This window comes from Leifsonia xyli subsp. cynodontis DSM 46306, from assembly GCF_000470775.1.
Taxonomy (GTDB): Bacteria; Actinomycetota; Actinomycetes; order Actinomycetales; family Microbacteriaceae; genus Leifsonia; species Leifsonia cynodontis.
Map to the genome: position 1 here is coordinate 285,898 of NC_022438.1, position 25,025 is coordinate 310,922.

24 protein-coding genes and 1 tRNA gene are annotated in these 25,025 nt (G+C 69.3%); 2 read left to right on the forward strand and 23 right to left on the reverse strand.

Annotated features, from left to right (window positions below):
* Positions 1 to 8 precede the first annotated feature (8 nt).
* The 7 genes from O159_RS13045 to O159_RS01410 all read right to left on the reverse strand — a co-directional run bounded on the left by O159_RS13045 (position 9) and on the right by O159_RS01410 (position 6,897).
* Positions 9 to 665 (reverse strand): hypothetical protein, encoded by a 657-nt coding sequence (locus tag O159_RS13045; protein WP_021753985.1) that lies wholly within the window; start codon positions 663 to 665, stop codon positions 9 to 11.
* Positions 662 to 1,432, reverse strand: a complete 771-nt coding sequence (locus tag O159_RS01385; protein WP_021753986.1) for a DsbA family protein — start codon at positions 1,430 to 1,432, stop codon at positions 662 to 664. Before O159_RS01385 ends, O159_RS13045 begins: the two co-directional genes overlap by 4 nt.
* A complete protein-coding gene (locus tag O159_RS01390; protein WP_021753987.1) occupies positions 1,429 to 3,966 on the reverse strand; it encodes a LuxR C-terminal-related transcriptional regulator in 2,538 nt (845 codons plus the stop codon). Before O159_RS01390 ends, O159_RS01385 begins: the two co-directional genes overlap by 4 nt.
* On the reverse strand, positions 3,956 to 4,972 hold the full coding sequence (locus tag O159_RS01395; RefSeq protein WP_021753988.1) for a family 43 glycosylhydrolase: 1,017 nt from the start codon (positions 4,970 to 4,972) through the stop codon (positions 3,956 to 3,958). The genes O159_RS01390 and O159_RS01395 overlap by 11 nt, the downstream gene beginning before the upstream one ends.
* Positions 4,965 to 5,519 carry a signal peptidase I gene (locus O159_RS01400; protein WP_021753989.1) on the reverse strand — a complete coding sequence of 185 codons (555 nt, stop codon included), beginning with the start codon at positions 5,517 to 5,519 and terminating at the stop codon, positions 4,965 to 4,967. The genes O159_RS01395 and O159_RS01400 overlap by 8 nt, the downstream gene beginning before the upstream one ends.
* A 106-nt stretch (positions 5,520 to 5,625) precedes the next feature.
* Complete coding sequence (locus O159_RS01405) at positions 5,626 to 6,237, reverse strand: hypothetical protein (protein WP_021753990.1); 612 nt, start codon at positions 6,235 to 6,237, stop codon at positions 5,626 to 5,628.
* A gap of 570 nt (positions 6,238 to 6,807) precedes the next feature.
* A tRNA-Ser gene (locus O159_RS01410) sits at positions 6,808 to 6,897 on the reverse strand.
* 81 nt (positions 6,898 to 6,978) lie between these two features.
* On the opposite strand from O159_RS01410, the gene O159_RS01415 reads away from it, so the two are divergent.
* A complete protein-coding gene (locus O159_RS01415; protein WP_021753991.1) occupies positions 6,979 to 7,815 on the forward strand; it encodes an SGNH/GDSL hydrolase family protein in 837 nt (278 codons plus the stop codon).
* Positions 7,816 to 8,528: 713 nt separating this feature from the next.
* Here the strand turns inward: O159_RS01415 and radA are convergent.
* The 7 genes from radA to O159_RS14860 all read right to left on the reverse strand — a co-directional run bounded on the left by radA (position 8,529) and on the right by O159_RS14860 (position 16,280).
* Positions 8,529 to 9,890, reverse strand: coding sequence for a DNA repair protein RadA (radA, locus tag O159_RS01420; protein WP_021753992.1), 1,362 nt, complete (start codon positions 9,888 to 9,890; stop codon positions 8,529 to 8,531).
* A 106-nt stretch (positions 9,891 to 9,996) separates the two neighbouring features.
* The gene (locus O159_RS01425; RefSeq protein ID WP_021753993.1) at positions 9,997 to 10,626 is read right to left on the reverse strand and encodes a hypothetical protein; all 630 of its coding nucleotides are present in this window, start codon (positions 10,624 to 10,626) and stop codon (positions 9,997 to 9,999) included.
* 45 nt (positions 10,627 to 10,671) lie between these two features.
* On the reverse strand, positions 10,672 to 11,169 hold the full coding sequence (locus O159_RS01430) for an amino-acid N-acetyltransferase (protein WP_043993428.1): 498 nt from the start codon (positions 11,167 to 11,169) through the stop codon (positions 10,672 to 10,674).
* 86 nt (positions 11,170 to 11,255) lie between these two features.
* Positions 11,256 to 13,778: an ATP-dependent Clp protease ATP-binding subunit gene (locus O159_RS01435; protein WP_021753995.1), complete on the reverse strand. Its 2,523-nt coding sequence runs from the start codon at positions 13,776 to 13,778 to the stop codon at positions 11,256 to 11,258.
* A gap of 124 nt (positions 13,779 to 13,902) precedes the next feature.
* A complete protein-coding gene (locus O159_RS01440; protein WP_021753996.1) occupies positions 13,903 to 14,325 on the reverse strand; it encodes a hypothetical protein in 423 nt (140 codons plus the stop codon).
* A gap of 168 nt (positions 14,326 to 14,493) precedes the next feature.
* Positions 14,494 to 15,972 carry a cardiolipin synthase gene (gene cls / locus O159_RS01445; protein ID WP_021753997.1) on the reverse strand — a complete coding sequence of 493 codons (1,479 nt, stop codon included), beginning with the start codon at positions 15,970 to 15,972 and terminating at the stop codon, positions 14,494 to 14,496.
* A 134-nt stretch (positions 15,973 to 16,106) separates the two neighbouring features.
* The gene (locus tag O159_RS14860; RefSeq protein ID WP_011186816.1) at positions 16,107 to 16,280 is read right to left on the reverse strand and encodes a hypothetical protein; all 174 of its coding nucleotides are present in this window, start codon (positions 16,278 to 16,280) and stop codon (positions 16,107 to 16,109) included.
* 100 nt (positions 16,281 to 16,380) lie between these two features.
* Between O159_RS14860 and O159_RS01450 the strand changes: the two genes are divergently transcribed.
* On the forward strand, positions 16,381 to 17,205 hold the full coding sequence (locus tag O159_RS01450) for a cytochrome c oxidase assembly protein (RefSeq protein ID WP_021753998.1): 825 nt from the start codon (positions 16,381 to 16,383) through the stop codon (positions 17,203 to 17,205).
* Between the two features lie 29 nt (positions 17,206 to 17,234).
* Here the strand turns inward: O159_RS01450 and lysS are convergent, their stop codons facing one another.
* The 9 genes from lysS to folP form a co-directional block, all read right to left on the reverse strand.
* A complete protein-coding gene (gene lysS / locus O159_RS01455) occupies positions 17,235 to 18,749 on the reverse strand; it encodes a lysine--tRNA ligase (protein ID WP_021753999.1) in 1,515 nt (504 codons plus the stop codon).
* A gap of 42 nt (positions 18,750 to 18,791) precedes the next feature.
* Positions 18,792 to 19,667: a pantoate--beta-alanine ligase gene (gene panC / locus O159_RS01460; protein WP_021754000.1), complete on the reverse strand. Its 876-nt coding sequence runs from the start codon at positions 19,665 to 19,667 to the stop codon at positions 18,792 to 18,794.
* A 184-nt stretch (positions 19,668 to 19,851) separates the two neighbouring features.
* On the reverse strand, positions 19,852 to 20,634 hold the full coding sequence (locus O159_RS01465) for a DUF2520 domain-containing protein (protein WP_021754001.1): 783 nt from the start codon (positions 20,632 to 20,634) through the stop codon (positions 19,852 to 19,854).
* On the reverse strand, positions 20,631 to 22,385 hold the full coding sequence (locus O159_RS01470; protein ID WP_021754002.1) for a PH domain-containing protein: 1,755 nt from the start codon (positions 22,383 to 22,385) through the stop codon (positions 20,631 to 20,633). The genes O159_RS01465 and O159_RS01470 overlap by 4 nt, the downstream gene beginning before the upstream one ends.
* Positions 22,382 to 22,867 carry a PH domain-containing protein gene (locus O159_RS01475; protein WP_021754003.1) on the reverse strand — a complete coding sequence of 162 codons (486 nt, stop codon included), beginning with the start codon at positions 22,865 to 22,867 and terminating at the stop codon, positions 22,382 to 22,384. The genes O159_RS01470 and O159_RS01475 overlap by 4 nt, the downstream gene beginning before the upstream one ends.
* Complete coding sequence (locus O159_RS01480) at positions 22,851 to 23,324, reverse strand: DUF3180 domain-containing protein (protein WP_021754004.1); 474 nt, start codon at positions 23,322 to 23,324, stop codon at positions 22,851 to 22,853. The genes O159_RS01475 and O159_RS01480 overlap by 17 nt, the downstream gene beginning before the upstream one ends.
* A complete protein-coding gene (gene folK, locus O159_RS01485) occupies positions 23,321 to 23,857 on the reverse strand; it encodes a 2-amino-4-hydroxy-6-hydroxymethyldihydropteridine diphosphokinase (RefSeq protein ID WP_021754005.1) in 537 nt (178 codons plus the stop codon). Before folK ends, O159_RS01480 begins: the two co-directional genes overlap by 4 nt.
* Positions 23,854 to 24,234: a dihydroneopterin aldolase gene (gene folB, locus O159_RS01490; protein WP_021754006.1), complete on the reverse strand. Its 381-nt coding sequence runs from the start codon at positions 24,232 to 24,234 to the stop codon at positions 23,854 to 23,856. The genes folK and folB overlap by 4 nt, the downstream gene beginning before the upstream one ends.
* A complete protein-coding gene (gene folP, locus O159_RS01495) occupies positions 24,218 to 25,018 on the reverse strand; it encodes a dihydropteroate synthase (RefSeq protein ID WP_236609513.1) in 801 nt (266 codons plus the stop codon). The genes folB and folP overlap by 17 nt, the downstream gene beginning before the upstream one ends.
* Between the last annotated feature and the right edge of the window lie 7 nt (positions 25,019 to 25,025).

Consider the following 25,025-nt stretch of genomic DNA (forward strand, 5'->3'; position numbering starts at 1 on the left):
TCCGTCGCCTACTGCGACGAGCAGGACAGCTGCTGGTCCATCCAGTCCAGGGTCAGATCGACGCCGCGGCCCTGCGCCGCGCAGATGTCGATGGCACTGGCCGAGGTGGCAGCGATGGCGGCAGCGAGCGCAGCGGCGACCGCAGCGCCTCCCGTCGCGGCGGTGATGAGCGCGAGGATGGTCGTGACCGAAGCGCCCTCGTCCAGCGCGCCGATGATCTCCGCCGTGACGCAGGAGTCGGCGTCGTAGTCGACCTTCCACCAGTGCCAGGTGAAGCCGTCGGAGCCCGTGCAGGCCCGCAGGCCCTGGCCGAGCCCGGGCACAGCCGCGACCGGGACTCCGATGACGTCGCCGCCGCCCGCGGCGATGCCGGAGGCGAACTGCTCCAGGGTCGCCCGGTCGACGTGTGCTGCGGACGCCCGATCGCCGCGCAGGGTCAGCACACCGGCGCTGCGGACGATGGCGCCCACTGTCACGAGCGCGGACCAGGCCCGCAGCGCGCTCGCGGCCTGTTCGGCCCGCACGGCCCGGCGCGGTCCGTCCGCCGCGAGCGGGACGGCACGGCTGACCGTCCCGGGAGACGCCGTGCGCGCGTCCGCTGTGGTCGCCGGCAGCGCGACCAGGCCGACGGCGAGCATGAGCCGCGTTCGCGTGCGCCGGATCATCGCGCGGCCTCGATGGCGACGGCGAGCTGGGCGGGGTCGAGGATGCTGCCGCGGTACTGATGGCCGTTGATCAGAATGGTCGGCGTCCCTTCGAGCCGCGCGACATCCGAGTGCGGCAGCGGGCCGTTCAGATCGCGCGCCGTCTGGGCGGTGACGAATCCGGCCCACTTCTGGTCTGTCACGCAGCGCGACACGGCAGAGACATCCACCCCCGCGCTCGCGAACACATCGAGGATCGTCCGATCGCTGAGCCCGCCTCCCGTGACTTCATCGGGCTGACGGGCGAACAGGGCCCGGTTCGCGTCGAAGAACATGGCCGGCTGGCGCTCGGCCACGCACACGGCGGCAGCCGCCGCCCGCGTGGCGTACCGGTGGTTCGCCGCCGAGTCCAGGATCGCCACCGGGTGGATGTCCACATTCACCCGGCCGGTGTCCGCCAGCGACCGCAGCAGCGGCCCGTCCGCCGCCTCGAACTGAGGGCAGATCGGGCACTGGTAATCCGCGTACACCGTGACGGTCGGCGCCGCCGAGCTCGTCGTGTGCGGTGCCGGAGTGCCTGCCACCGGCACCCGGAAGCCTCCCTCCGTCAACGCCGATGGACCGGCCGCGGCAGCGGGCGACGAGGCGTTCACATACATCGCCGTTCCGCCCACAGCGCACGCCACGACGACCGCGGCGATCGCCGCGGCCTGCCAAGGCCCAGAGCCGTCCTGTCCTTCTCGATCGAACTGTTCGCATGGGTTCTTCCTCTCTTCGATGGTGATCATTCGGTCAAGCGCTCCATCAGCCCGAGTTCTGCGGCGCGGATCAGCGCTGCGTCCCGCGAGCGGACACGAAGCTTGCGGTAGAGGGAGCGGGTCTGCGTCTTGACGGTGTTCACGGAGACCGAGAACTCCTGCGCGATGTCGGCGAGGGTCGCCGCGGACCCGAGGCGGTGCAGCACCAGGACCTCCTTCTGCGTGAGCCGGACGGCCGGGTGTTCGACAGCGGGCATGCGCAGCGCGAACGGCCACTCGGCCTCCGGATCGCCCCCTCCCGCCGTCAGCAGGGCGAGACGGGCGACGGCCGGCAGCAGCGCGAGCGGAGTGCGAAGGCCCCGCTCGGTCGCGGCCGCCACCGCCCGTCGCGCAGCCCCGGCCGCGTCCGCGTTTTCGCCGCACGCGAGCAGAGCCGCGGCGACCACGAGCGCGTGCAGGACATCGTCGGGGGACGATGTCTCGCCGGCCGTCCGCGCAGCGCCGTCCGGCTCCGAGATCGCCGCGACGCCTTTGCCGGCGAGCAGGGAGTGCAGCGCACGGACCCCGATCGGCGCACAGCCCGCCCGGAACAGGTCGCGCAACGCCGTGTCCGCCGCCGTGCGATCGCCCGCGGCCAGCAGAGCCAGCACGCGAGTGATCGCGAGCCGATCCAGAACCTCCTGCGAGGCCGGACGGGAACCGCGCGCGGCGAGGGCGACGTCGATGGCGGCGGCGCACCGCTCGGGCCGGCCCCCGAACAGGAGCGCCGTCGCCCGGCAGTGCAGCACCGCTGCCCAGTGCTCGGGTGCGCGAGGCATCGCCGCCGCGCGCACCGCCATCCGCTCGGCGGCCTCCGGCTCGCCGTCCTCGATCAGGACCAGCGAACGGGCGAGGGCGTCGAACAGCGATGCGCTCGAGGTGGGGTCCTCCGTGCGCGGTCCCAGGGCAGAGAGCGCGGACCGCGCTGCCACGATGTCGCCCCGGAACGCGAGAACGAAGGCGCGAACGGCGACGCAGTGCCGCCGATCCTGGGGATGCTCCGTGCTGCCGAGGGCCACACCGAGAGCGCAGGCCTCGAGCGCACGCTCGCTCCACGATCCCCAGTGGAAGGTGATCGCCAGTTGCGCGCAGAGTTCGGCGATCCGGGGCACCGCGGCGTCGCGGGAGCGGGCGAGCCCGGCGACCGTCAGCATCCCCTCCTCCGCCACGCGCAGGCTCGCCGCGGTGTCGCCCCCGAGCCGGAACGAGGCGCTCTCGGCGCACAGCACGAGCAGCCGCTCCCCCGGATCGTCGTCGCGTCCCCGTCTGCTCAGCGTGCGCGCGGCGAGGGCGAACCAGTGGACGGCGCGCTCATGCTGCTCCCGGGTGCTGAGAGCGAGGGCGTAGAGGACGGCGACGACAGGGAAGCGTTCCAGCGCTTCGCCGCCCAGCCGCTCCAGAAGATCCACCGTCGCCGCGGCGGAGATCGTGGAGAGCGGCTCCCACGCCTCCCGCGCGACACGGGAGACGAGGAGCGGCTCGCGAGCGGCCACAGCCGCGTGCAGTGCGCGAACGTGGTCCCCGGTCTCCAGCGCCCACGAGCACACCACCCGAAGGGATCGCGTCGCCTCTCGCGGCTCGGCGCCCGTGTGCTGGCGTGCGAGCGCCACCGCCGCCGCGGGGTCCAGAACGAACTGGCGGCGCGGCCAGTCTCCGCGCCAGGTTCCGAGACCCTGCTCCTCGGCGGCACGGAAAAGCGGGTCCGGCGAGTCCAGCCCTGTCAGCCGGCGCGCGAGCTCCGAATCGCAGGGAGACACCGACGAGATCACCCGCAGGAAGCGCGTGAGTTCGGGACAGGGCTGCTCGCCGAGCTGGCGCCGCAACAGCGCTTCCGCGACCGCGTACGGGTCGAATCCGCGCCGGATGCCGACACCGGTCAGCCGGGCGGTGAGCGGAAGGACGCGCTCGCCCTCCTCCCAGGCCAGAACGGAGGGGCGCGGCGGCCGGTCCTCGCCCGCGATGGCGTCCACCAGCCGGGCGGACTCCTCCGCGGTGAACAGCAGATCGTCCGGACCGAGACACTCGACATCCAGAGACGCCGCGGCCGCCACATCCTCGAACGAGGTCAGCGCCCGCGTCCCGATCGCGACCTGCACCCGCGGGCAGGTCTCGAGCAGTCGCGCGATGTCCGGGTCCGCCGGCGCGCGCGCCGGGCAGTACCCGTCGAGCGTCAGCCGCACCGGCGGACCCGCTGTGCCGGCGAGGGCGAGCCGCACCGCGTCGAACGCGTCGGCGGGCGATATCGCGGGCGCGCCGAGCTGCGCTGCCACCGCCGCCCACAGCTGATCGGCGGCACGGTCCGCGTGCGCGGAGCCCGCCGTCAGCGTCACCCACAGCACCGTGTCGCCAGCGCTGCGACGGCGGGCACACCAGTCGGCGAGCAGCACGGTCTTACCCGAGCCCGCCGGCGCCCGCACGACAACCAGCGGAGCGGCGGCGTCCAGCCGCTCCGTCAGACGGGGACGCGGCAGGAAGTGTACCGGACGCCGGGGCAGGGGCCGGGGCGCCATGAGCTCAGCGTCCATTCCGCCACACTCCGGTTCGCGTGTCGATGCTCCAGACGTGCCGCTTGAGCAGCCTCGGGAGGCCGTTGTCGAAGCTCATCGGGTACCAGACCTCCGTCGAGTCGTTGAGATCGCCTCGCGTCCAGCGATCGCCGAGGTACACGTAGGTGGTCTGTTTGGTCCCCTGCACGGTGAGGATGCCGTCCGTCTGCGAACGGTAGGTCCTCGACCCCAGAGGGGCGAACAGCGACGGCGCCGACCAGAAGCCGTCGAGGGCGGCAGCCGATTCCACGATGTTGTCGTTCATCCAGTATCCGGTGAGGCGGGAGCCGAACAGGTAGTAGCGGCCGTCGACCTTGGCCATCGCCGGCGCCTCGATCGAACGGTGGTCCGAGTTCTGCAGCGCCGCCACCGACCCGCCAGGCCCCGACGAGGGGACGACGCTGCGGTCTTCGCTGAGCAGGTAGGCCGTGCCGTCGTCGTCCTGGAACACGCCGATATCGCGCGAGGGATGCCCGAGCGGCCGGCTCGATCCGAGATAGTGGTAGGGACCGCAGGGAGTGGAACTGACGGCGACGCCGGCACGCGCCTCGGAGTAGTTCGCATCGTCGATGTGCATCCACATCACGTACTCGTGAGTGCGCGCGTCGTAGAGCACACGGGCGCGCTGGACCTTCGCCCCGGCTTTCAGGTCGGGAATCGTCGGCGATGCCGCCAGCGCGACCCCCTCCTCCCGCCAGTTCGAGAGCGTTGTGCTCGAATAGCAGAGCACGCCCCGGAACCCGCCGTTCCCGCGCTCGTCGTTGCCGAAGAGGTAGTAGCGGCCGTTCGCGTGGAGCACGCTCGACGTGTGCGCCTGGACGATGACGCCGTCCGAAGCGCTGGCCTGTGCCCATGGTTGGGATGCGGTCTTCCAGTGAACCCCGGAGACGATGGTCGCCACCGGGTCCGCCGCGGCCTGCGGTGCGGCGGCGAGAGCCGCGGCGGTGAGGGTGAGAGCGGTGAGGGTGCGTATCGGGTTAAGCACTGTGCGTCACCGCCGTTGGCTCGCCCGCTGCCGCGGGCACCCGTTCGCGGTGTTTGCGGCGGGCGCTGGAGGCCAGCACGAAAGCGGCGAGCCCAGCGAAGAGCATGCCGCCACGCACGAACATGTTCTGGCTCACGGAGAACAGATACGCCGCGGTCCCCGTCAACCGGATTCCGGTCGGACGTCCGCTGAGGAGCGAGGGCGTCACCGTGCCCGGGTCGGGCAGGGCATTGCCATCGCCCTTGGTGACGAACCGTTCCCCCGGCTTCACCTGGAGGATGCGGTGGACGTAGGGGCCCAGTCGCAGCGACGAGCCGCTGTAGTGCGCCACGGCGCGTGCCGGGTCGACCACGACGATGTTCCCCGCGTGCAGAGCGGAGGCGTCGATGGTGTGGCTGACCAGCAGGATGTCTCCGCGCTGGTAGGTGGGGACCATGGAGGTCCCGTTGACCGTCACGTAGTACCCGTTGGTGCTGACAGTGGCGAGGAAGGGCAGGGCGAGCAGTGCGATGATCGCACCGCCGACGATGTTGAGGGCGATTCTCACGGGTTTCCTTAGGCCGGATTTCCTGAGGGAGAGGGACACGGGTTCGGAGAACGGCCATGACGCGGCGCCACCACCGAGGAGACGACGCCACGCCACAAACCGGACCTTACTTGTTGGGGTTCATCGAGTAGGTGACGTTGAAGTCAGCGATCGCATCGATCGCCTGAGCGGGCGCCGGGTCGGTGCCATCCCAGGTGACCGTCACCGTGACGGTGTCGGATTTGCCCGAACCGAGTGTGATGCCCGCCTCTTTCTTCAGCGCCTTGGCCAGAGCGATCGGGTTGGCGATCGTGCCGCCGTCGCCGGTGATCGGGGGAAGCACGCCCGTGGAGAGCGCATAGGCGATCTTCAGGTGCTCACCCACTTCCTTCGGAAGCGGTTTATCCGCGTTCGTCATCGCGAAGATACCGTCGAAGGTGGCCGACTCCGTCGTGGAGGCGTTGGCCGCGGTCCACGTCTCCCTCGCCGTGTTCGTGGTGGTGTTGAAGTGGGCGTCGAAGGCCGTACCGGTGAAGGTGAAGCCCGCTGTCGCGGCATCCTTGATGAACTGGTTGTTCGTGATAGCGGTCTGGGACGTGGCGATGGCCCCCACGCCGGTGAGCGCGACGGCGGCGACGGCGGCGGTGGTGAGTGCGACCACCCGCTTGCGCCCCTCGAACAGCGACTTCAAGCTGCGTTTGCCGTTCGAGGTCGGGTCTGTCGGACCTGTTTTCTTCATGTCGTTTCGTTTCCTTCTTGTCTGATCTAGCTGCCACCCAGAGGTGGGTGCTCCGCCAGCGTAGGAACGCCCCACGGCCGTTCAGTGATGTCCCCGAGCGCCGGAACGCAGTGGATAAGCGCTGTGGGCAGACAACTCAGTGCTGCCTCAGTACTCCGTCCGGCGATTCCGGACCGGCCGGGTCTATCATCTCACGGGTGAAACCTCCCTCGATCCCCTCCCCTCAGGCCAACGCGCCGCCGGGGGTGTGGAACGCTGACACCGGCGACACCGCAGGGGGCGATGGTTCGGTCGCCCGGTGATGTGGGCGCCGCCGTCGAGGCGAGCGCCCACATCATCGCCTCCCGCCGGGTTGTGCCCGGACGTCGCCGGCACACGCCCGAGTCCTGACGACGAGACTTCACCTCAGCGGAGACTCGCGGCGCGGACGCTCCACCTACCGGGCGAACCGGGGTCTGCGGCCCAGCGTGAACAACGTCAGTTGTGGGCGCAAGCGGGCAAAGGGGCCGTCCAGGCATGGCAAAAGCCCCCGCATCCTTCGTGTTCACCGAGAATTCGGGGGCTTCGCGCTGGCGGTACCGGTGGGATTTGAACCCACGGTGGGCTCTCACCCACACAACTTTTCGAGAGTTGCACCTTCGGCCGCTCGGACACGGTACCGCGGACAAGTTTACTGGATGCCCGCGAAGGCCGCCAATCGAATGGACAGCCGATAAACGAGAAGCGGGGTACGCTGCCGGAATGGGGTATCGGAGGCCGCTGGTCACGGCCGGCGCGGTCGTGTCGGCCGCTGGCTGCGCCGCTGCCGTCTGGTCATTCGCCGTTCGGAAGCGCGCCGCTGTCGAGGCAGGGCGCATGCGGCTCACCGAGACGCTGCCGGTCCACTCCGCGTGGTGGCGGGACACCGCGAAGCACGAGGGCGACATCCTCTATGTCGCGATCGGGGACAGCGCAGCCCAGGGCATCGGAGCGTCCACCCCGGAGAACAGTTACGTCGGCATCATCGCCGGTCACCTCCGCTCCGTCACCGGCCGGAGCGTCCGGGTCGTCAACCTCTCCGTCTCCGGGGCGACCGTAGCGCTCGCCGTCGCGGATCAGTTGCCTCGCTTCACCGGCTACGAGCCCGGCGTCGTCACCGTCTCCATCGGGGCCAACGACATCGCCGACTTCGACCCGGACGTGTTCCGCACCGGCATCCAGCGGGTGCTCGAGGCTCTTCCCGGCGACGCGCTCATCGCCGACCTTCCGTACTTCTTCTTGCCGAAGAACGAACGGAAGGTCGCTGTCGCGAACGCCGTTCTGCGCAAGGAGGCAGCGACACGCGGACTGACGGTCGTCCCCCTCCACGAGACGATGCGCCGCCAGGGGCTGCGCGGCATCCTCACCCAGTTCGCCGAAGACCTCTTCCACCCGAACGACCATGGCTACCGCGTGTGGGCGTCGGCGTTCCTCCCGGCGGTCACGGCACTGGCGGCGAGGAAGTTCCCACGGCGACGACCGGTCGAAACGGGATCGACGCCGGAAGAGCAAACGGAAAAGGAGGACAGCGGGCAGCCAGCGGAGGGTCGGCGAAGCTGAACGCGTGACCGCACCGCTCAGCGTCTCACCGTCCCCGGTGCGAGGTGCGACAGCACCCGCCCCCCGATGGCACGATCACAAGGTGTCCCGCACGGGAAACCTCTCCATCCGGGAGCCGGGGACCGCTCTCCTGTACCAGGTCGCGTGGGCGTTCCCGGCGAGCGGGTCGGCCTGACCGCCGAGGAGCGGCTTCGCGCACATCGCCCGGCTCGAAACCCCACGGCTGCGTGGTGTAGCTCAGGATGTCGCCCGCCCCGGCGCCCTGGCGAAAGGCATCGCGCAGCGTCCGTGCGAGCCGCTCGCGCACAACGGGGGGGTCCCACCCCTCTCATCCCTTCCCCGTCTCAGCGGCCACACCCCGCAACCCCGCGTTCACACCCTCAGAGGACACGCCAGGGACGACGGCCTCCACTCCAGCGCCCTCCCCACAGACAGGCGCAGGCGGCTCAGTCGGCTGGCTCTGTCGGGGCCCGTCGTGGGCGTCACGCCGTTCGCCGCACTGTGTGGAGGTAGAGCGTGACCGAGCCGTCCGACACAGAGCGACGCTAGCCCTCCGGCCGACACCGATCTTCCCTTCGTTTGTTCACGAAGACGTCAATTCACCCCGATGATGATGCGATCCGCACCGTGCTCGCCGGGGTGTCCTCGCCGATCGAACTCGCGCGGGACGCGGTGGGCAGCTGAGCTGTCAACGGCGGAGCTGAGTTCCGCGCTCAGAACGCCGCGTCGACCTCCTTCTCCCGTGCCGGGCTCGCCGCCGTGAAGGCCACCCGCAGCGCTTCCCGCACCGCCTCGCTCCGCTCGTCCACTCGGGTCGCGAAGCCGAGCCGCGCGGCCTCCGCCGCGCGCTGCTTGCCGCTGCTCACGGGGCGGATCTCCCCGGCGAGGCTGATCTCCCCGAAGGCCGCGAGCGTGTGGGGGATGGCCCGGTCCGTCGCCGCGGACGCAATCGCCAGCGCAATCGCCAGATCGGCTCCCGGCTCGGTCAGCCGCACCCCGCCGAGCGTGGAGACGTACACGTCTTTGTCGCCGAGCCTGATCCCGGCCCGCCGTTCGAGCACCGCCAGGAGCATCGCCACCCGCGAGGAGTCCACCCCGTTCGTCACCCGGCGCGGATTCGGCGCGGCGGTGCCGACGACCAGCGCCTGCACCTCGACCGGCAACGGCCGCCGCCCCTCCATCGCGACGGTGACGCACGTTCCGGAGACCGGTGCGGCGGTGCGGCTGAGGAAGAGACCGCTCGGGTCGGCGACCTCGCGGATGCCGTCACCCGTCATCTCGAAACAGCCCACCTCATCCGTCGGTCCGAATCGGTTCTTCAGCGCCCGGACGAAGCGCAGCGCGGTCTGCCTGTCCCCCTCGAACTGGCACACGACATCCACCAGGTGCTCGAGCAATCGCGGACCCGCGATCGAGCCGTCCTTCGTGACATGCCCGACGATGAGGATGGGCAGCTCCCTGTCCTTCGCCACCCGGATGAGCGTGCTCGCCACCTCGCGGACCTGCGAGGGTCCGCCCGCGACCCCCTCGGCCGCACCGCTGGACACCGTCTGCACCGAGTCCACGATCGCGAGCGAGGGACGCACCGCATCGATCTGGCCCACGATAGTGGCGAGATCAGTCTCGGAGGCGAGGAAGAGCCGATCGTGCATCGCGCCTGTGCGCTCGGCGCGCATGCGCACCTGGCTCACTGACTCCTCCGCGCTCACGTACAGCACGCGCGCCTGCTCGCGGGCGGCCCGGGAAGCCACTTCGAGCAGCAGTGTCGATTTGCCGACCCCCGGCTCGCCGCTCAACAGGATCGCGGCCCCCGGCACGATCCCACCGCCCAGCACCCGGTCGAACTCACCGATGCCGCTCGGCCGCCGCCGCACGGACTCCGCCCCGATCTCGGTGATCGCCCGCGCCAGCCGCTCCGAGCCCACCACCACGGGCTTGAGCGCTCGCAAGACCCCGGCCGGCGCCGCCGCCTCGGCCACCGTGCCCCACTCCTGGCACTCGCCACACCGCCCCGCCCACTTGGCGGTCGTCCAGCCGCATTCGACGCAGCGGTAGTTGACGCTCGCTTTCGCCACGACACCTCCTCGATCCGGTCTCACACTAAGGGGAACCACCGTCATCGCCGGGAGGATCGCTGGGATCTGTGGAGAAGCCGTCTGAGTGGGAACGATGTGGAGGAGACTACTGGAGGACGAACTGCTTGCTCGTCTGCGAGACGATGCCCGCGACCGACGTCTCCAGGTGGTACGACGCCCCACCTGCCGGAACCTGAGCGCGCTGCGCCTGGCAGGTCGCCGGGTCGCTGCGGGTGCGGTCCCAGGTGATCGGGGCCTGCGAGGAGATCGTCTTGCCCGGTTGCAGCAGCACGTCGGCATTCACTTTCTCGGTCTGGCAATCGGTCGACTTCCAGTAGACCTCGGACCCGCTCGTGATCGTGAACACCTGCTGCGCGGTACCGGCATCGATCGTGCAGGGAGAACCGCCGGTGTTGGCGATCGCGATCGAGAGCTGCGGCAGCTGACCGGCAGCGTAGCTCGACTGGTCGGTGACGGCGTCCACTTTCACCTCGGCCGGATTGCACGCCCGGCCGCTGGCGCTCGACGTCGGGATGCTGGTCGCACCGGCGGTCGGCGTCGCAGCGGGCACCGTCTTCGCCTTCGGGGCCGCCGGCTCACCGCCCGCCGAGCCGAGCCGCACGACGATCAGGACGATGGCGACCACCACCGCGACCAGCGCCAGGAAGAGAACGAGCCGCCGACGCCAGTAGACTGCCGGAGGCTTCGGGCCGACAGGATTCTTGAACGTCGACATGGCCGAAGCATAGCCGTGGCGTATGATGCTCGCGGTCAGGCGCGCTCAGAGAGACTTCAACATCCGGGTGTTGCCCAGCGTGTTCGGCTTGACGCGCGCCAGGTCCAGGAACTCGGCGACGCCTTCGTCCCGGGAGCGGACCAGTTCGGCGTAGAGCGCCGGGGCCACGGTCTCCGAGCCCATGTCCACGAAGCCATTGCGCTCGAAGAACGGCACCTCGAAAGTCAGGCAGAACAGCCGGGAGAGCCCGAGCTCGCGCGCATCGTCCTCCAGCCGTCCGAGCAGGGCCCGTCCGACTCCCCTCCCGAGCCACGAGTCCGCGACCGCGAGCGTGCGCACCTCGGCGAGATCGCTCCACATCACATGAAGCGCGCCACAGCCGATCAGGGCGCCGTCCTCGTCCTCCGCGACCCGGAACTCCTGCACCGACTCGTAGAATGTCACGGTCTCTTTGCCGAGCAGGATGCGTCGCTGCACGAGCGGTTCCACGAGCTCCTGGATGCCCGGGACATCGCCTGTCCGCGCATGCCTGACTGTAAACACCCCACAACCCTATCGACTCGCGCCGGCCCAGCGCGGACACGCGAAACGGGCCGGACTCCGTGGAGTCCGGCCCGTTTCGGGAAGGGTCAGTGACTGGCGGCGATATCGGGGGTGGCGGGGCCGGTGCCGATGGCGGCGGCGGCATTGATCCCAGCGCCGATCGGCTCCTTGCGGGCGGTCGTCGTGAAGACGAACTCCCCGTCCGCGAAGTCGACGTGGACGTGGTCGCCCGCGTTCAGCTCGCCGTGCAGGATCTTCTCGCTCAGCCGGTCCTCGATCTCGTGCTGGACCGCGCGGCGCAGCGGGCGGGCGCCGAGCGTCGGATCGAACCCGACCTCGATCAGCCGCTCCTTCGCCGCGACCTCGAGCTCGATCGTCATGTCGCGGTCGAGCAGGCGGTCGGACAGCCGTTTGACGAACAGATCCACGATCTGCAACAGCTCTGGCTTGCTCAGCTGCGGGAAGACGATGATCTCGTCCACGCGGTTCAGGAACTCGGGCTTGAAGTTCTTCTTCAGCTCCTCGTACACCTTGCCGCGCATCCGGTCGTAGCCGGTGCTCGGGTCGCCCTCGATCTGGAAGCCGACGGGGCTGCCGGAGATGTCCTTCGTGCCGAGGTTGGTGGTCATGATGATCACCGTGTTCTTGAAATCGACCACGCGGCCCTGACCGTCCGTCAGACGACCCTCCTCCAGAATCTGGAGCAGCGAGTTGAAGATGTCCGGGTGCGCCTTCTCGATCTCGTCGAACAGCACGACACTGAACGGCTTGCGGCGCACCTTCTCGGTGAGCTGGCCGCCCTCCTCGAATCCGACGAAGCCGGGAGGGGCGCCGAAGAGGCGTGAGACGGTGTGCTTCTCTCCGTACTCCGACATGTCGAGGGAGATCATGGCCGACTCGTCGTCGAACAGGAACTCCGCGAGCGCCTTGGCCAGCTCCGTCTTGCCCACACCGGTGGGCCCGGCGAAGATGAAAGAGCCGGACGGACGCTTCGGGTCCTTGAGGCCGGCACGGGTGCGGCGGATCGTCCGCGAGAGGGCCGCGATGGCCTCCTCCTGTCCGATAACACGCTGGTGCAGCGCCTTCTCCATGTAGACCAGGCGGGCCGACTCCTCTTCGGTGAGCTTGAACACCGGGATGCCGGTGGCCTGGGCCAGCACTTCGGCGATGAGCCCCTCATCCACTTCGGCCGTGGTCTTCACGTCGCCCGAGCGCCACTGCTTCTCGAGGCGCAGCCGCTCGCCGAGGATGTTCTTCTCCTCGTCGCGCAGGCTGGCGGCCTTCTCGAAGTCCTGATCCTCGATCGCGGCCTCCTTCTGGGAGCGCACCGCGGCGATCTTGTCGTCGAACTCGCGCAGCTCCGGCGGCGCCGAGAGGATCGACAGGCGCAGGCGCGCTCCCGCTTCGTCGATCAGGTCGATGGCCTTGTCCGGCAGGAAGCGGTCCTGGATGTAGCGGTCGGCCAGGTCCGCCGCCGCCACGATCGCGCCGTCCGTGATCGAGACCTTGTGGTGCGCCTCGTAGCGGTCGCGCAGCCCCTTCAGGATGTTGATCGCGTGCGGCAGCGACGGCTCCGCCACCTGGATGGGCTGGAAGCGGCGCTCCAGCGCGGCATCCTTCTCGAAGTGCTTGCGGTACTCGTCGAGCGTGGTCGCACCGATGGTCTGCAACTCCCCGCGGGCGAGCAGCGGCTTCAGGATGCTGGCCGCGTCGATCGCGCCCTCGGCGGCGCCCGCACCGACGAGGGTGTGGATCTCGTCGATGAAGGTGATGATGTCGCCGCGCGTGCGGATCTCCTTGGTGACTTTCTTCAGGCGCTCCTCGAAGTCGCCGCGGTAGCGGGAGCCCGCGATGAGCGAGCCGAGGTCGAGCGTGTAGAGCTGCTTGTCCTTGAGCGTCTCCGGCACATCCCCGCGCACGATCGCCTGGGCGAGGCCCTCGACGACGGCGGTCTTGCCGACGCCGGGCTCACCGATCAGCACCGGGTTGTTCTTGGAGCGGCGCGACAGGATCTGCATGACGCGCTCGATCTCCTTCTCGCGCCCGATCACCGGATCGAGTTTGTTGTCGCGAGCGGCCTGCGTGAGGTTGCGGCCGAACTGGTCGAGGATCTGGCTGCCGGCCTGCGCGGTGGTCTGATCGTTGCCGCCGACCTGGACCTGCTCCTTGCCCTGGTATCCCGAGAGCAGCTGGATGACCTGCTGGCGGACCCGGTTGAGGTCGGCGCCCAGCTTCACGAGCACCTGGGCGGCGACGCCCTCGCCCTCGCGGATGAGGCCGAGCAGGATGTGCTCTGTCCCGATGTAGTTGTGGCCGAGCTGGAGCGCCTCGCGCAGACTCAGCTCCAGCACCTTCTTGGCGCGCGGAGTGAACGGGATGTGCCCGGTCGGCTGCTGCTGGCCCTGGCCGATGATGTCCTGGACCTGCTCACGCACGGCATCCAGCGAGATCCCCAGCGACTCAAGCGCCTTCGCCGCGACGCCCTCGCCCTCGTGGATCAGGCCGAGCAGGATGTGCTCTGTCCCGATGTAGTTGTGGTTGAGCATCTTGGCCTCTTCTTGGGCCAAGACGACGACACGGCGGGCGCGGTCGGTGAATCTCTCGAACATGTCTACTCCTTGGCGATGCCTTTTGCAGGTCGGCATCGATACAAAGAGAGTAACCACCGTATCCCGGTCGGACGTGCTCTGTTCGCTTCGGGCGTGACGGCCGTGGCAGGGGTCGTGGACCGGCTCAGCCGCGCAGGCCGGCGAGGGCGACTGCCACGTCGGGCAGTCTGATCGTCACATCGGAGGCGCTCGACACCCGGGCGGGTGTGGCGAAGACGGTCGTGTGCGGCACGTAGTCCTGCGCGCAGACACCGCCGGAGACCGGCGCGAGCGTCGCTTGGAGCTGGTTGTCGGCGGTGACCTGGATCGACTGCACCGTCGGCGGGCAGGTCGAACTGCCGTAGAGCACGATCCCGAGCTGTCGGCCCTGTTCGAGCCAGGCGGCCCAGGACGCGCCCCCCGCGCTGCTCGCCGGAGCGTCGACGCCCTTGGGCTCGCCGGCATAGTCGGTGACCGGCTTCGAGCTGTCCGTGGAGCATCCCGCGAGCAGCGCTGCCCCGCTGACGGCGAGGAGGAGGGCGACAGCAGTGCGGCTGGGGCGGATCACCCGACCATTCTATGGAGCCTGCTTCCAGTTTGCCCGCCGGGGCGGGGACGGAAGATCGCGGGGCTGAAGGCTTCCTTCACAGGTGGCGGCTCACACTGGTTTGTCCACAGATTTCCGCTGGCCGGTCCGGGAAGCCGGCCGCCTCGGCAGGCTGTACACATGTCCTCTTTATTGCAGCGCGGAGGTCAGTCGCGCGAGGTTGTCCAGCACAGTCGAGCGCAACGGCTGCCGCATCCACTCATCCAACGTCAGCTCGCGGCTGTCCCGTCGGTAACCGTCCTCGATAGCCCGCATCTGCTCGACGAACGAACGGCCCCTCACCATCAGAGAGACCTCCATGTTCAACTGGAAGGAGCGCATGTCCATATTGCTCGAGCCGATCACCGCGACCTCGTCGTCGATGGTGAAGTGCTTGGCGTGCAGGATGTACGGCGCCTTGTACATCCAGATCCTCACTCCGGCGCGCAGCAAGGCTTCGTAGTAAGACCGCTGGGCGTGGTAGACAAGCGCCTGATCCCCGATCTCCGAGACGAACAGATCGACCGCGATACCCCGCTGCGTCGCGGTGGTGATCGCGGTGAGCATGGACTCGTCGGGGACGAAGTAGGGCGATGTGATGACGATACGCTCTTGCGCGTAGTAGAGCAGCGCCAGAAACAGCCGGAGATTGTTCTCGCCGGCGAATCCGGGACCCGAAGGCACGACCTGCGCGTCGAGTTCGTCCGCGTCGAGTTCGTCCGCGTCGAGTTCGACCGCGATAGGCTCCGTCTCCCGCCGCAGGAGTTCGTCGGTTTCGCTGTACCAGTCCGTGATGAAGATCGCGTTCAGACCGGCGACGATCGGACCCTCGAGCCGGAGGATCAGCTCTTTCCACTGGAGACCGCGCTTGATGTTGGAGCGCTTGTTGTAACTGCGGTCGATGACGTTCTGCGAACCCATGAAGGCGACATGCCCGTCGATCACGAGCAGCTTCCGGTGGTTGCGGAGGTCGGGCCGCTGATACTTTCCCCTGAACGGCTGCACCGGGAGCATGAGGTGCCACTTCGCACCCATCTCGGTGAGCCGGTGGATCGTGGCCCTGTAGCCGGGCGTCCGGACCGACGCGATGTGATCGAGCAGCACCCGCACGGTCACCCCCCGTCGCACCGCACGTTCCAGCGCGTCGAAGAACGGCGCTGTCGTCTTGTCGAGGGTCAGGATGTAGAACTCGACATGGACGTAGCGGCGCGCGGCCGCGATCTCCTCCGTCATCGCCGCGAGCGAGCCCACATAGTCGCCGTTGAGCGAAGCCCGGTTGCCGCCCACGAGAGGCATCGCACCGAGGTTGCGGTTCAGTTCGACGACCGACTGGAGCCACGGCGGCCAGGGATGGTCGTGCCGCACACGCTCCATACCCTCGGTGCTGTCGATGATGAAGGAGTTGATCTCCTGCTGCTTCTCCCGGCGCGCCTTCGGCAGCTTATAGCTGCCGATCAGCAGGAAGAACAGCACTCCGATGTACGGGATGAGGAAAATGGCCAGCAGCCAGGCGGTCGCCGAGGAGGGCTTGCGATTCCGGGGAACCACGATGATCGCCACGACACGGATCACGAAGTCGAACAGGAGCAGGAAGACCATGACGACCGTGGCCAAGAACCCGTCGCCCATCCGCCGTCCCTCCGGTCATGTCCGCCGAGAGTCCCGATCGGCATCCTCAGGAATACCGTAGCGAAGTGCGCCGCGACGCTGCTACGACTCGCTCGGCCGGGAGGTTCCGGCAGCGCTCCCGGTTTTCGGGACGGCTACGGTTTGGGCGCGAGCCCGCGCTTCGTGCGCTCCTCGGCCTCCATGCGCGCGTACACCTTCCGCTCGGTGCGGTCGGCGTGGACGATCTTTCGCATGATCATCCAGAAGAGCAGACCGACGAGCACGGTCGGTGCGAGCGACCAGACGATTCCGCCGACGATTTCACTCATAGCGGGATAATGGTATCCCGCCCAGCTGGGAACGGAGTCCCTCACGCCACCTCTCGCCGTCTTCCTCTCGACCTGGTCATTCGATCCGGCCGCCGCCGTCATGATCGTGGCGGCAGCGACGCTCTACCTCTCGGGGGTGGTGCGGCTCCGGCAGAACGGGCATCGCTGGCCGTTTCGGCTCACAAGCGCGTTCCTCTTCCTGGGGCTCGGGTCCTATGCGGTGGTCTCGTTCGGCTTCCTTGGCTCCGAGAGCACCGACCTCCGCTGGGCGTTCAGCACGCGCATCGCGCTGCTGCTCTTCGTCGTCCCGGGGCTGCTCGCGATCGGCCGGCCGGCCGCACTGGCGCGAGCTGCGCTCAGCGGCCGCGGCCGGGAGCGCACGGCCCGGGCGATGCGCTCCCGGCCGGTCCGGCTGTTCGGCAACGCGATCTTCGCGCCCGCCTTCGCGTGCGCCGTGTTCCTGGTGTTCCTGACTCCGGTCGCCACGATTCTGCGCGGTTCTCCCTGGTCAGAGTGGGCCATCTCCGTTCTGACGCCGCTCACCGGTCTGCTGCTCGTCCTGCCGATCGCCGCGCACTCGCTCGTCCGCACTGGTTTCTTCGTGACAGTCGAGTTCCTGCTGGCGTTCGTGGAGATGCTGCTCGATGCGATCCCCGGACTCCTCCTGCGGCTGAACGACAGCGTTCTCGACCACGCCCCGGCGATCACCGGACGGATGCCGTTCTGGTTCCCCACTCCGCTGCACGATCAGCACCTGTCCGGGGACTTCCTCTGGTTCATCGCGGAGATCGCGGATGTCCCGATCCTGGTGCTGCTTTTCGTGCGGTGGATGCGCCTGGATCGCCGCGAAGGCCGTCGGCTCGACGAGCTGACCGACGAGGAGATGGCGGAGCTCACCCGTGTACACCTCGAGCGCCGCGGCTGACACGGCTGGGTCCCTCTCCTCGCCAACCTCTACTTGACGAGCGGGAACAGGATGGTCTCACGGATGCCGAGGCCGGTCAAAGCCATCAGCAAGCGGTCGATGCCCATCCCCATGCCGCCAGTGGGCGGCATCCCGAACTCGAGCGCGCGAAGAAACTCCTCGTCCAGACGCATCGCCTCGTCGTCGCCCGCCGCGGCCAATCGCGCCTGCTCCACAAAGCGTTCGCGCTGGACGACCGGATCCACCAGTTCCGAGTAGCCGGTGGCGAGCTCGAAACCGCGCGTGTAGAGGTCCCACTTCTCGACAACGCCCGGGCGCGAACGGTGTACACGCACGAGCGGGCTGGTGTCCACAGGGAAGTCCATGACGAACGTCGGACGGACGAGTCCGCTCTTGACGTGATGCTCCCAGAGCTCCTCCACGTACTTGCCGGGCAGCGGGTGCTCGATCTCGACACCGGCCTCGACCGCAAGCTCGCGCAGCCGTGGCATCGGGGTCTCCGGGGTGATCTCCTCGCCGAGCGCCTCCGAGAGGCTGTCGTACATCCGGATGCGGTCCCAGTCGCCGCTGAGATCGTACTCGGTCCCGTCCGCCCAGGTGACGACATGCGAACCGGAGACGGCGACCGCCGCGTTCTGGATGAGCGCCTGCGTCAGGTCGGCGATGGTGTTGTAGTCGCCGTACGCCTGGTACGCCTCGAGCATGGCGAACTCCGGCGAGTGCGTGGAATCCGCTCCCTCGTTGCGGAAGTTGCGGTTGATCTCGAACACCCGGTCGATGCCGCCGACGACGGCGCGCTTGAGGTAGAGCTCCGGCGCGATGCGGAGGAAGAGCTCCGTGTCGAAGGCGTTCGAGTGGGTCACGAACGGACGGGCCGAGGCACCGCCGTGCATGACCTGCAACATCGGGGTCTCGACCTCGATGAAACCGCTGTCGGCGAAAGTCGTGCGGAGGCTCGACACGACGGCGGCGCGATCGAGGACATTCCGGCGGGCTCGATCGCGCGCGATCAGGTCGAGATAGCGGGAGCGAACGCGCGTCTCTTCGCTCAGCTCATTGTGGAGGTTCGGGAGCGGGAGGATCGCCTTCGAGGCGATCTGCCAGGCCACGGCCATGATCGACAGCTCACCACGACGGCTGGAGATGACCTCGCCCGAGACGAAGACGTGATCGCCCAGGTCCACGAACTCCTTCCAGCGCGCCAACGACTCCTCGCCGACCTCGGCCAGCGACACCATCGCCTGAATGCGCGAACCGTCTCCCGACTGGAGCACAGCGAAGCACAGTTTGCCGGTGTTCCGGAGGAAGACGACACGACCCGCGACGCCCACGGTCTCGCCGGAGACCTCGTCCGCGGCGAGGTGACCCCACTTCTCACGCACCTCCGGAATCGTCGTCGTCACCGGGAGCCCTACCGGGTACGCACCGCCACCGAGGTCGCGGGCGTCGGCGATGAGCCGCTCGCGCTTGCCAAGCCGGACAGCCTTCTGCTCGCTGATCTCCTCGTCGGTGAGCTCAGGGGTTTCCGTCGGCGTATCGGTCATTGTTTCTTCCGTTCGGATGCGGGGGAGGCGATGGTCGTTCGATCAGGGCAGCGTGATGCGCTCGTTGTCGATCAACCGGGTCGATCCGACACACGCGGCGATCAGGAGGAGTGCCGGCCCGTGGTGATTCGGCGCGACCTCGCGGAAGGTGCTCTGGTCGACGATCACGAGATAGTCCAGCCTAACGACTGGTTCGGCCTTCACGCGCGCACGGGCGGCAGTGAGCACCGCCGCCGCTCCGCCTGCGCTGGCCGCGGCGCCGTCAGCCAGCGCACGCGACAGCGTCGCCGCCGCGGCGCGGGCGTCGGCGTCCAGATACCGGTTCCGGCTGGACAGCGCGAGTCCGTCCGGCTCCCGAACCGTATCGACCACGGCGATGGTCACCGGGAGGTTCAGATCGTCGACCATCCGGCCGACGAGATACACCTGCTGCGCGTCCTTCTGGCCGAACACAGCGACATCCGGCTGCGCGATCCCGAAGAGTTTGGCGACGACAGTCAGCATCCCGTCGAAATGCCCCGGCCGCGAGACGCCCTCGAGCAGGCCGCCGACCGCTCCGGCGGTCACGCGCGTCGAGGATTCGCCCCGCGGGTACATCTCCGCTGCGGTCGGGGTGAACACGATGTCTGCCAGCCCGTCCAGCAGCGCGACATCCGCATCCAGCGTGCGCGGGTAGCGGTCGAGGTCCTCCCCCGACCCGAATTGCAGGGGGTTCACGAAGATCGAGACGACCACGATCCCCCCGAGATCGCGAGCGTGGTTCACCAACCGCACGTGCCCCTCGTGCAGCGCACCCATCGTCGGCACGAGCACCACACGGCTGGCCGGCGCATCGGACGCCCCTTCAGCGCCCGCAGTCCGCCGGGCAGTGCTGAGAGTCTCGCGGAGGGCTGCGATAGCAGTCACGACAGTGGGCATGGTGTCCTTTCGGGAGGCGGAGACGTTCGGAGCGGAGAGAGGGCCAGAGGTGGAGAGGGGGACGTGCGTCGAACAGGTGGGAGACAGACGGAGGCCGGACGGAGGGAAGTCAGAGATCGAGAGGCTGGAATGCGGCCCTCTCATTCTACCTCGTTCGCGCTCTCCTCGGCCCGCCGCGCTCCGCTCAGCCCCCGTGCGATTCGGGCAGACTGCCGTCGTCCTCCGGCTCCTCGGCGAACTCCGCCAGCATGTCGCTGACCTCCAGCGCGGACGCCGTCCCCGCTCGCGTCAACGCATTGTCCACCGCCGACCGCACGAGGGAGCTGAGGAACGATCCCGGATTCTCGACGCCGATGCCCCGCAGAATCCCCGTCGACTGCCCGACGATGGATCGAGAGAACGAGGTCGCGGTCGCAATCGCCTCCGCGTAAGCCGCGCGGTCCTCCTCCGCGACGACCACGGGCTCGCCACCCATCTCGACCACGAGCGCCTGACCGATCGGCAGCACCGGGGCCGGAGCCGTCACGGCGAAATAGCTCTCGGTGAGGCGCGCGAGATCCAGGCTGGTTCCGGTGAACGCCAGGGCCGGGTGGACGGCGAGCGGGATGACCCTCGCCACCGCAGCCGGGCGGAGCACGCCGACCCCGTGGCCGGGTGCAGTGTGCAGCACGATCTGTCCAGGCTGCCACGTCCCGGTCGCAGCGAGCCCGGCGACGAGCGCGGGCAGTTCCTGGTCCGGCACCGCGAGCAGGACGAGTTCGCTGCGCTCGATCAGCGTCGGCACCTCCAGGATGGGAACCCCGGGGAGCATCGCCTCGACGCGTTCGCGGCTGGGCTCGGACACCGCAGACACCCCGACGATCGCGTGCCCGGCTCCGGCGAGAGCGGCGCCCAGCACGGGGCCGACATGCCCACCGCCGACGACACCGACGCCAAGACGTCCCGAACGGGTGGAAGTGGGAGTCACGCGTTCTCCTCGTGATCGCGAGCGGACGAGGCGGGCGGGACCCGCGGGACAGCCGGAGCGGGCGAGGCCGTCGGCAGGGTCGGGCCAGGCGGGACCAGGGGCGCTCCCCAGCGATGGCTCTGATCCGACCGGGCCGCCGCGATCGCGCCAGCGGTGACGGTCTCGAAGAAAGCGACGCCGGTTTCGGCGTCGATGGCGGCGAGGCGGGGTCGGACGGGTCCGCTCACGGTGTGGAAGCGGGCTGCGGTCAAACCGAGGGCGCGATCGACGGGCCCCTGGCGGAGTTCGAGGCTCTGGACGCGTGCAAGCGGAACGATCGCGAGGCTGCGCCAGAGGAAACCGCGACGGAGGAGGAGTGCGCCGTCGATGTGTCGATAGCCTGTCCGATACCAGCTCAGCGGGCGCACCCAGGCGGCACGCACCGGACTGCCCGTGAAGTCGTCGCGTCCGCGGGAGGTCATGCCGGCCAGGATCGTCGCACGATTTTCGTCGGTGACGAACCCGGGGAGGACGAGGGAGAGCACCCGGACGATGTCGGCCGGGTCCCTGACAGGGAGGATGGTCGTGTTCGCCTGGCCGGCGGCCCCCTTCTCTCGGGACCGCCCGGCTGTGTCGATACGGATCTGCCACCAGCCGAAGGGCCGCCAGAGCAGCGGTTGCATCACCTCGACCGCGTGGACCCGGCCGGGCGGGAGCGTCTCGTTGCTTGTGCTGAGGAGACCGAAGCCGACGCGGACACCGTCGGGCGTCCCCGCTATCGAGTAGCGCAGCGACTTCGCGAACCGGTTGATGAAAAAGCTCGCGGAACCGATCAAACCCGGCAGCACCACGATGAGCAGCCACGGAGCTCCGTTCGACGCGCCGTAGACGAACAACGCGACCACAGCGATGACGAACAGGGAGAAGCCGCTGACGAGGAGCGACCCGAGCAGGCGCAGCGGTGGGATCTTCACGACCGACTCCGGCGAAGCGGCACCGGGATCGAGCTCGGGAGCCAGAAACTCGCTGACTCGGCGGTTCACGACCTCGCCGACCGCGCTGACAGGAGAGCTGGATGCCCTAGACGCAGCCGGAGCGGGAGCCGCCTCCACCGTCCGCGCACCCGACGCCAATCGCAGCACATCCCCGCGAAGCCCGTCCGCGAGCGTCGACCCCAGGTACGCCAGTTGCACATTCGCATCGTGGCCCGCCACGGTGATGTCGAGCTTCGCCGCCCCGAACAGACGCGCAAGCAGCGGCCGGACGACGTTGATCCCCTGGATGCGGTCGAGGCGCGCCTTCCGCTGGGTGCGGAAAAGGATGCCGCTGCGCACTTCGACCGCGTCACCGGTGATCCGGAAAGTGTGCATCCGCCAGGACAGGGAGAACAGCGCGAGGCAGCCGATCAGGACGGCGACCACCGCCAGGAGCGCCCATCCCTGCCACCCGCGGTCGTAGATCTCGTCGAGCGGGTCCCCGCCGAAGTCGGGTACACCGATGAAGAACAGGGCGATGCGCTCGCGCAGGTTCGACAGCACGAAACCGAGCACCGCGATGAAGACGATGCCCTCGCGCAGCAACGGGGTCGCCGGATGCAGGCGGTGCCATTCGCCGTCGGTGAACCGTTCGGCCGACCGTTCCCTGGCGGAGAGGCGGGCGGGGACGCGGGGAGGGCGACCGCCGACCGCCCCGGCGCCGACCGCCCCGGCGCCGCGTGCCGTGGCCGGCGTCGCCTCGCCGCCCGGCCCGTCTTCCCGCTCCGGCTCGGTCACAGTCCCGTCCGGCGGCTCTCGGCCAGCTCCACGAGGCGGTCGCGCAGCTCTCCGGCCTCCGCCTCCGGCAGCCCCGGGATGAGCACACCGGTCGAGGCGGCCGCGGTCACGAATTTGAGGTCCGCGAGGCCGAGCACCCGCCCCACCGGTCCGCGGGTGATGTCGATCAGCTGCATGCGGCCGTAGGGCACGGACACGAAGCGCTGGAACAGGATGCCGCGACGGAAGAGCAGATCGTCGTCCCGGAGCACGAAGCCGATCGATCGGGCTCGGCGGCGGGCGACGAACAGCGAGACCAGCGTGACCGCGATGACCCCCGCCAGGAGCAGCCAGCCCCACCTCCAGCCGGCGGCGAGCCACAAGAAGGCCGTTGCTGCGGTGAGCACGATCCCGGTGGTGAGCGTGCTGGCGATCACGACGACCACGTACTTGGGCGAGACCCTCCTCCAGTCGCCGACGGCCAGCTCAACGGGTGGGGGCATCGGCCGGCTCCTTCTCGCTCTCACCGGGCGGGAGGGTGCAGAAGTACTCGGCGAGGAGGCCGGCGACGAGGAAGATGACGGCGCCGGCCGTGCCCAGGACGGTGAGCAGGACGGCGGCGCCGCCGGGCAGCACCTCCCGCGTGAAGAGGAAGACCAGGATGCCCGCGCCAGCGCCGGTCAGCACCGCGCCGCTCAGGCCACACGCCTTGGCGAGGAGGACGATCCGCGTCGCCTGGAACGGGTCGACCCGCCGCGAGCGGGAGCCGCGCACCGAGCGGCGGATCGGGAGGGCGAAGGCGACGATGCCGATCGCGACGGCGACGAGGGTGATCGGCAGAGTCAGCGGCGGGATGAACACCGCGACCCCGCCACTGGCGGCGGCGACCTCGACGAGGAACCCGAAAACCAGTCCGAGGACGCCGAAGCCGATCAGCGAGGAGGGCCGGGTGCGTCTCACGGTGCGGTCTCCTCGAACGGGGTCACGGGGTCGGTGGCGCGGGCGGCGAGGTCTGCGACGCGGCCGTGACCGGGGAGCACAGCGTCCGGGGCGATGTCCCGCCAGGGCACGAGGACGAACGCGCGCTCGTGGGCGCGGGGGTGTGGGAGCGTGACCCGCGGATCGTCGGAGACGATGCCGGAGTAGTCCACGATATCGACGTCGATGGTGCGGTCGCCCCAGCGCTCCTCGCGGACGCGGCCGAGGCCGTCCTCGATGCGGTTGGCCGCGGCGAGCAGAGCGAGCGGGTCCAGGACGGTGTGGATGAGGACGACCGCGTTCAGGTACGCAGGAGCCTCCCTCGAGATGCCGTCGGGTTTGAGCGCGGGCGTCTCGTACAGCGGCGAGACCCGTTCGACGCGGATGCCGGGATGAGCGGCCAGAGCGTCGAGGGCGGCGCGAAGGGTCGCGACGCGGTCGCCGACGTTCCCGCCCAGGGCGAGCACGGCGGGCGCTCCGACATGGAGGCGCTGGCGGCGGGGAGCGGGCCTCACCGGCGTTCCCGCACGATCCGCACCGCCACATCCCCGAACGGCACGTCGATCGGCGCCTCCGGTTTGTGGACCGTCACCTCCACCGAGTACACCGGCGAATGCGCGAGCACCACACCGGCGACGCGCTCGGCGACGGTCTCGATGAGGTCCACCGGGTTCCGTCTCACGGCTTCCACGATCTCCACCGCGAGCTCTCCGTAGTGGACCGTCTGCCGGAGGTCATCGCTCGCGGCCGGGCTCGCGAGGTCGAGCCAGGCGGTCACATCGACCACGAAATCCTGGCCGTTCTCACGCTCGAAGCCGTACACTCCGTGGTTCGCACGAACGCGGAGTCCCGTGAGGAGGAGAGAGTCGGCCGGTCTATCGGTTCTGGTCATCACTTCCACCTTGCCACGCCCGCAGGACATCGAGGGCGATCCGCGTCGATGCGACATCGTGGACGCGCACCGCCCACACCCCGGCCTGCGCGGCGAGCGCCGACACGACAGCCGTGGGGGCGTCCCAGTCGGCGACGGCGGAGCCGTCCGGAAGCAGAGCGCCGAGGAAGCGCTTGCGGGAGGCGCCGATGAGCACCGGGTAGCCGAGCGCCTCGATGTCGCCGAGCCCGGCGAGCACCTGCCAGTTGTGCCCGGCGTTCTTCGAGAAGCCGAGGCCGGGGTCCAGGATGAGGCGGGCCGGGTCCACACCGCGGCGCAGGAGGTCGGTGACGCGGGCGGACAGCTCCGCCCGCACCTCGGCCACCGTGTCGGAGTAGACGGCGCGCGAGTCTCCGGCGTCGAGCTCTCCGCGCCAGTGCATGACCACGTATCGCAGTCCGGTGGCGAGCACAGCGTCGGCCATTCCCGCGTCGGCGAGGCCGCCGGAGACATCGTTGATGATCGCGGCGCCGGCGTCGGCCGCGGCGCGCGCGGTGGAGGCGTTCATGGTGTCGACGCTGACGGTCACACCGCGTTCGGCGAGCCGGCGGATCACAGGGACGACCCGTACACGCTCCTCCTCCGGATCGACCCGGCGGGCGCCGGGACGGGTGGACTCGCCCCCGACGTCGATGATGTCCGCACCCCGGGTGACCAGATCGAGCGCGTGTGCGACGGCGGCCTCGGGCTCCAGCCAGAGCCCGCCGTCGCTGAACGAGTCCGGCGTCACGTTGAGGACGCCCATGATGGCG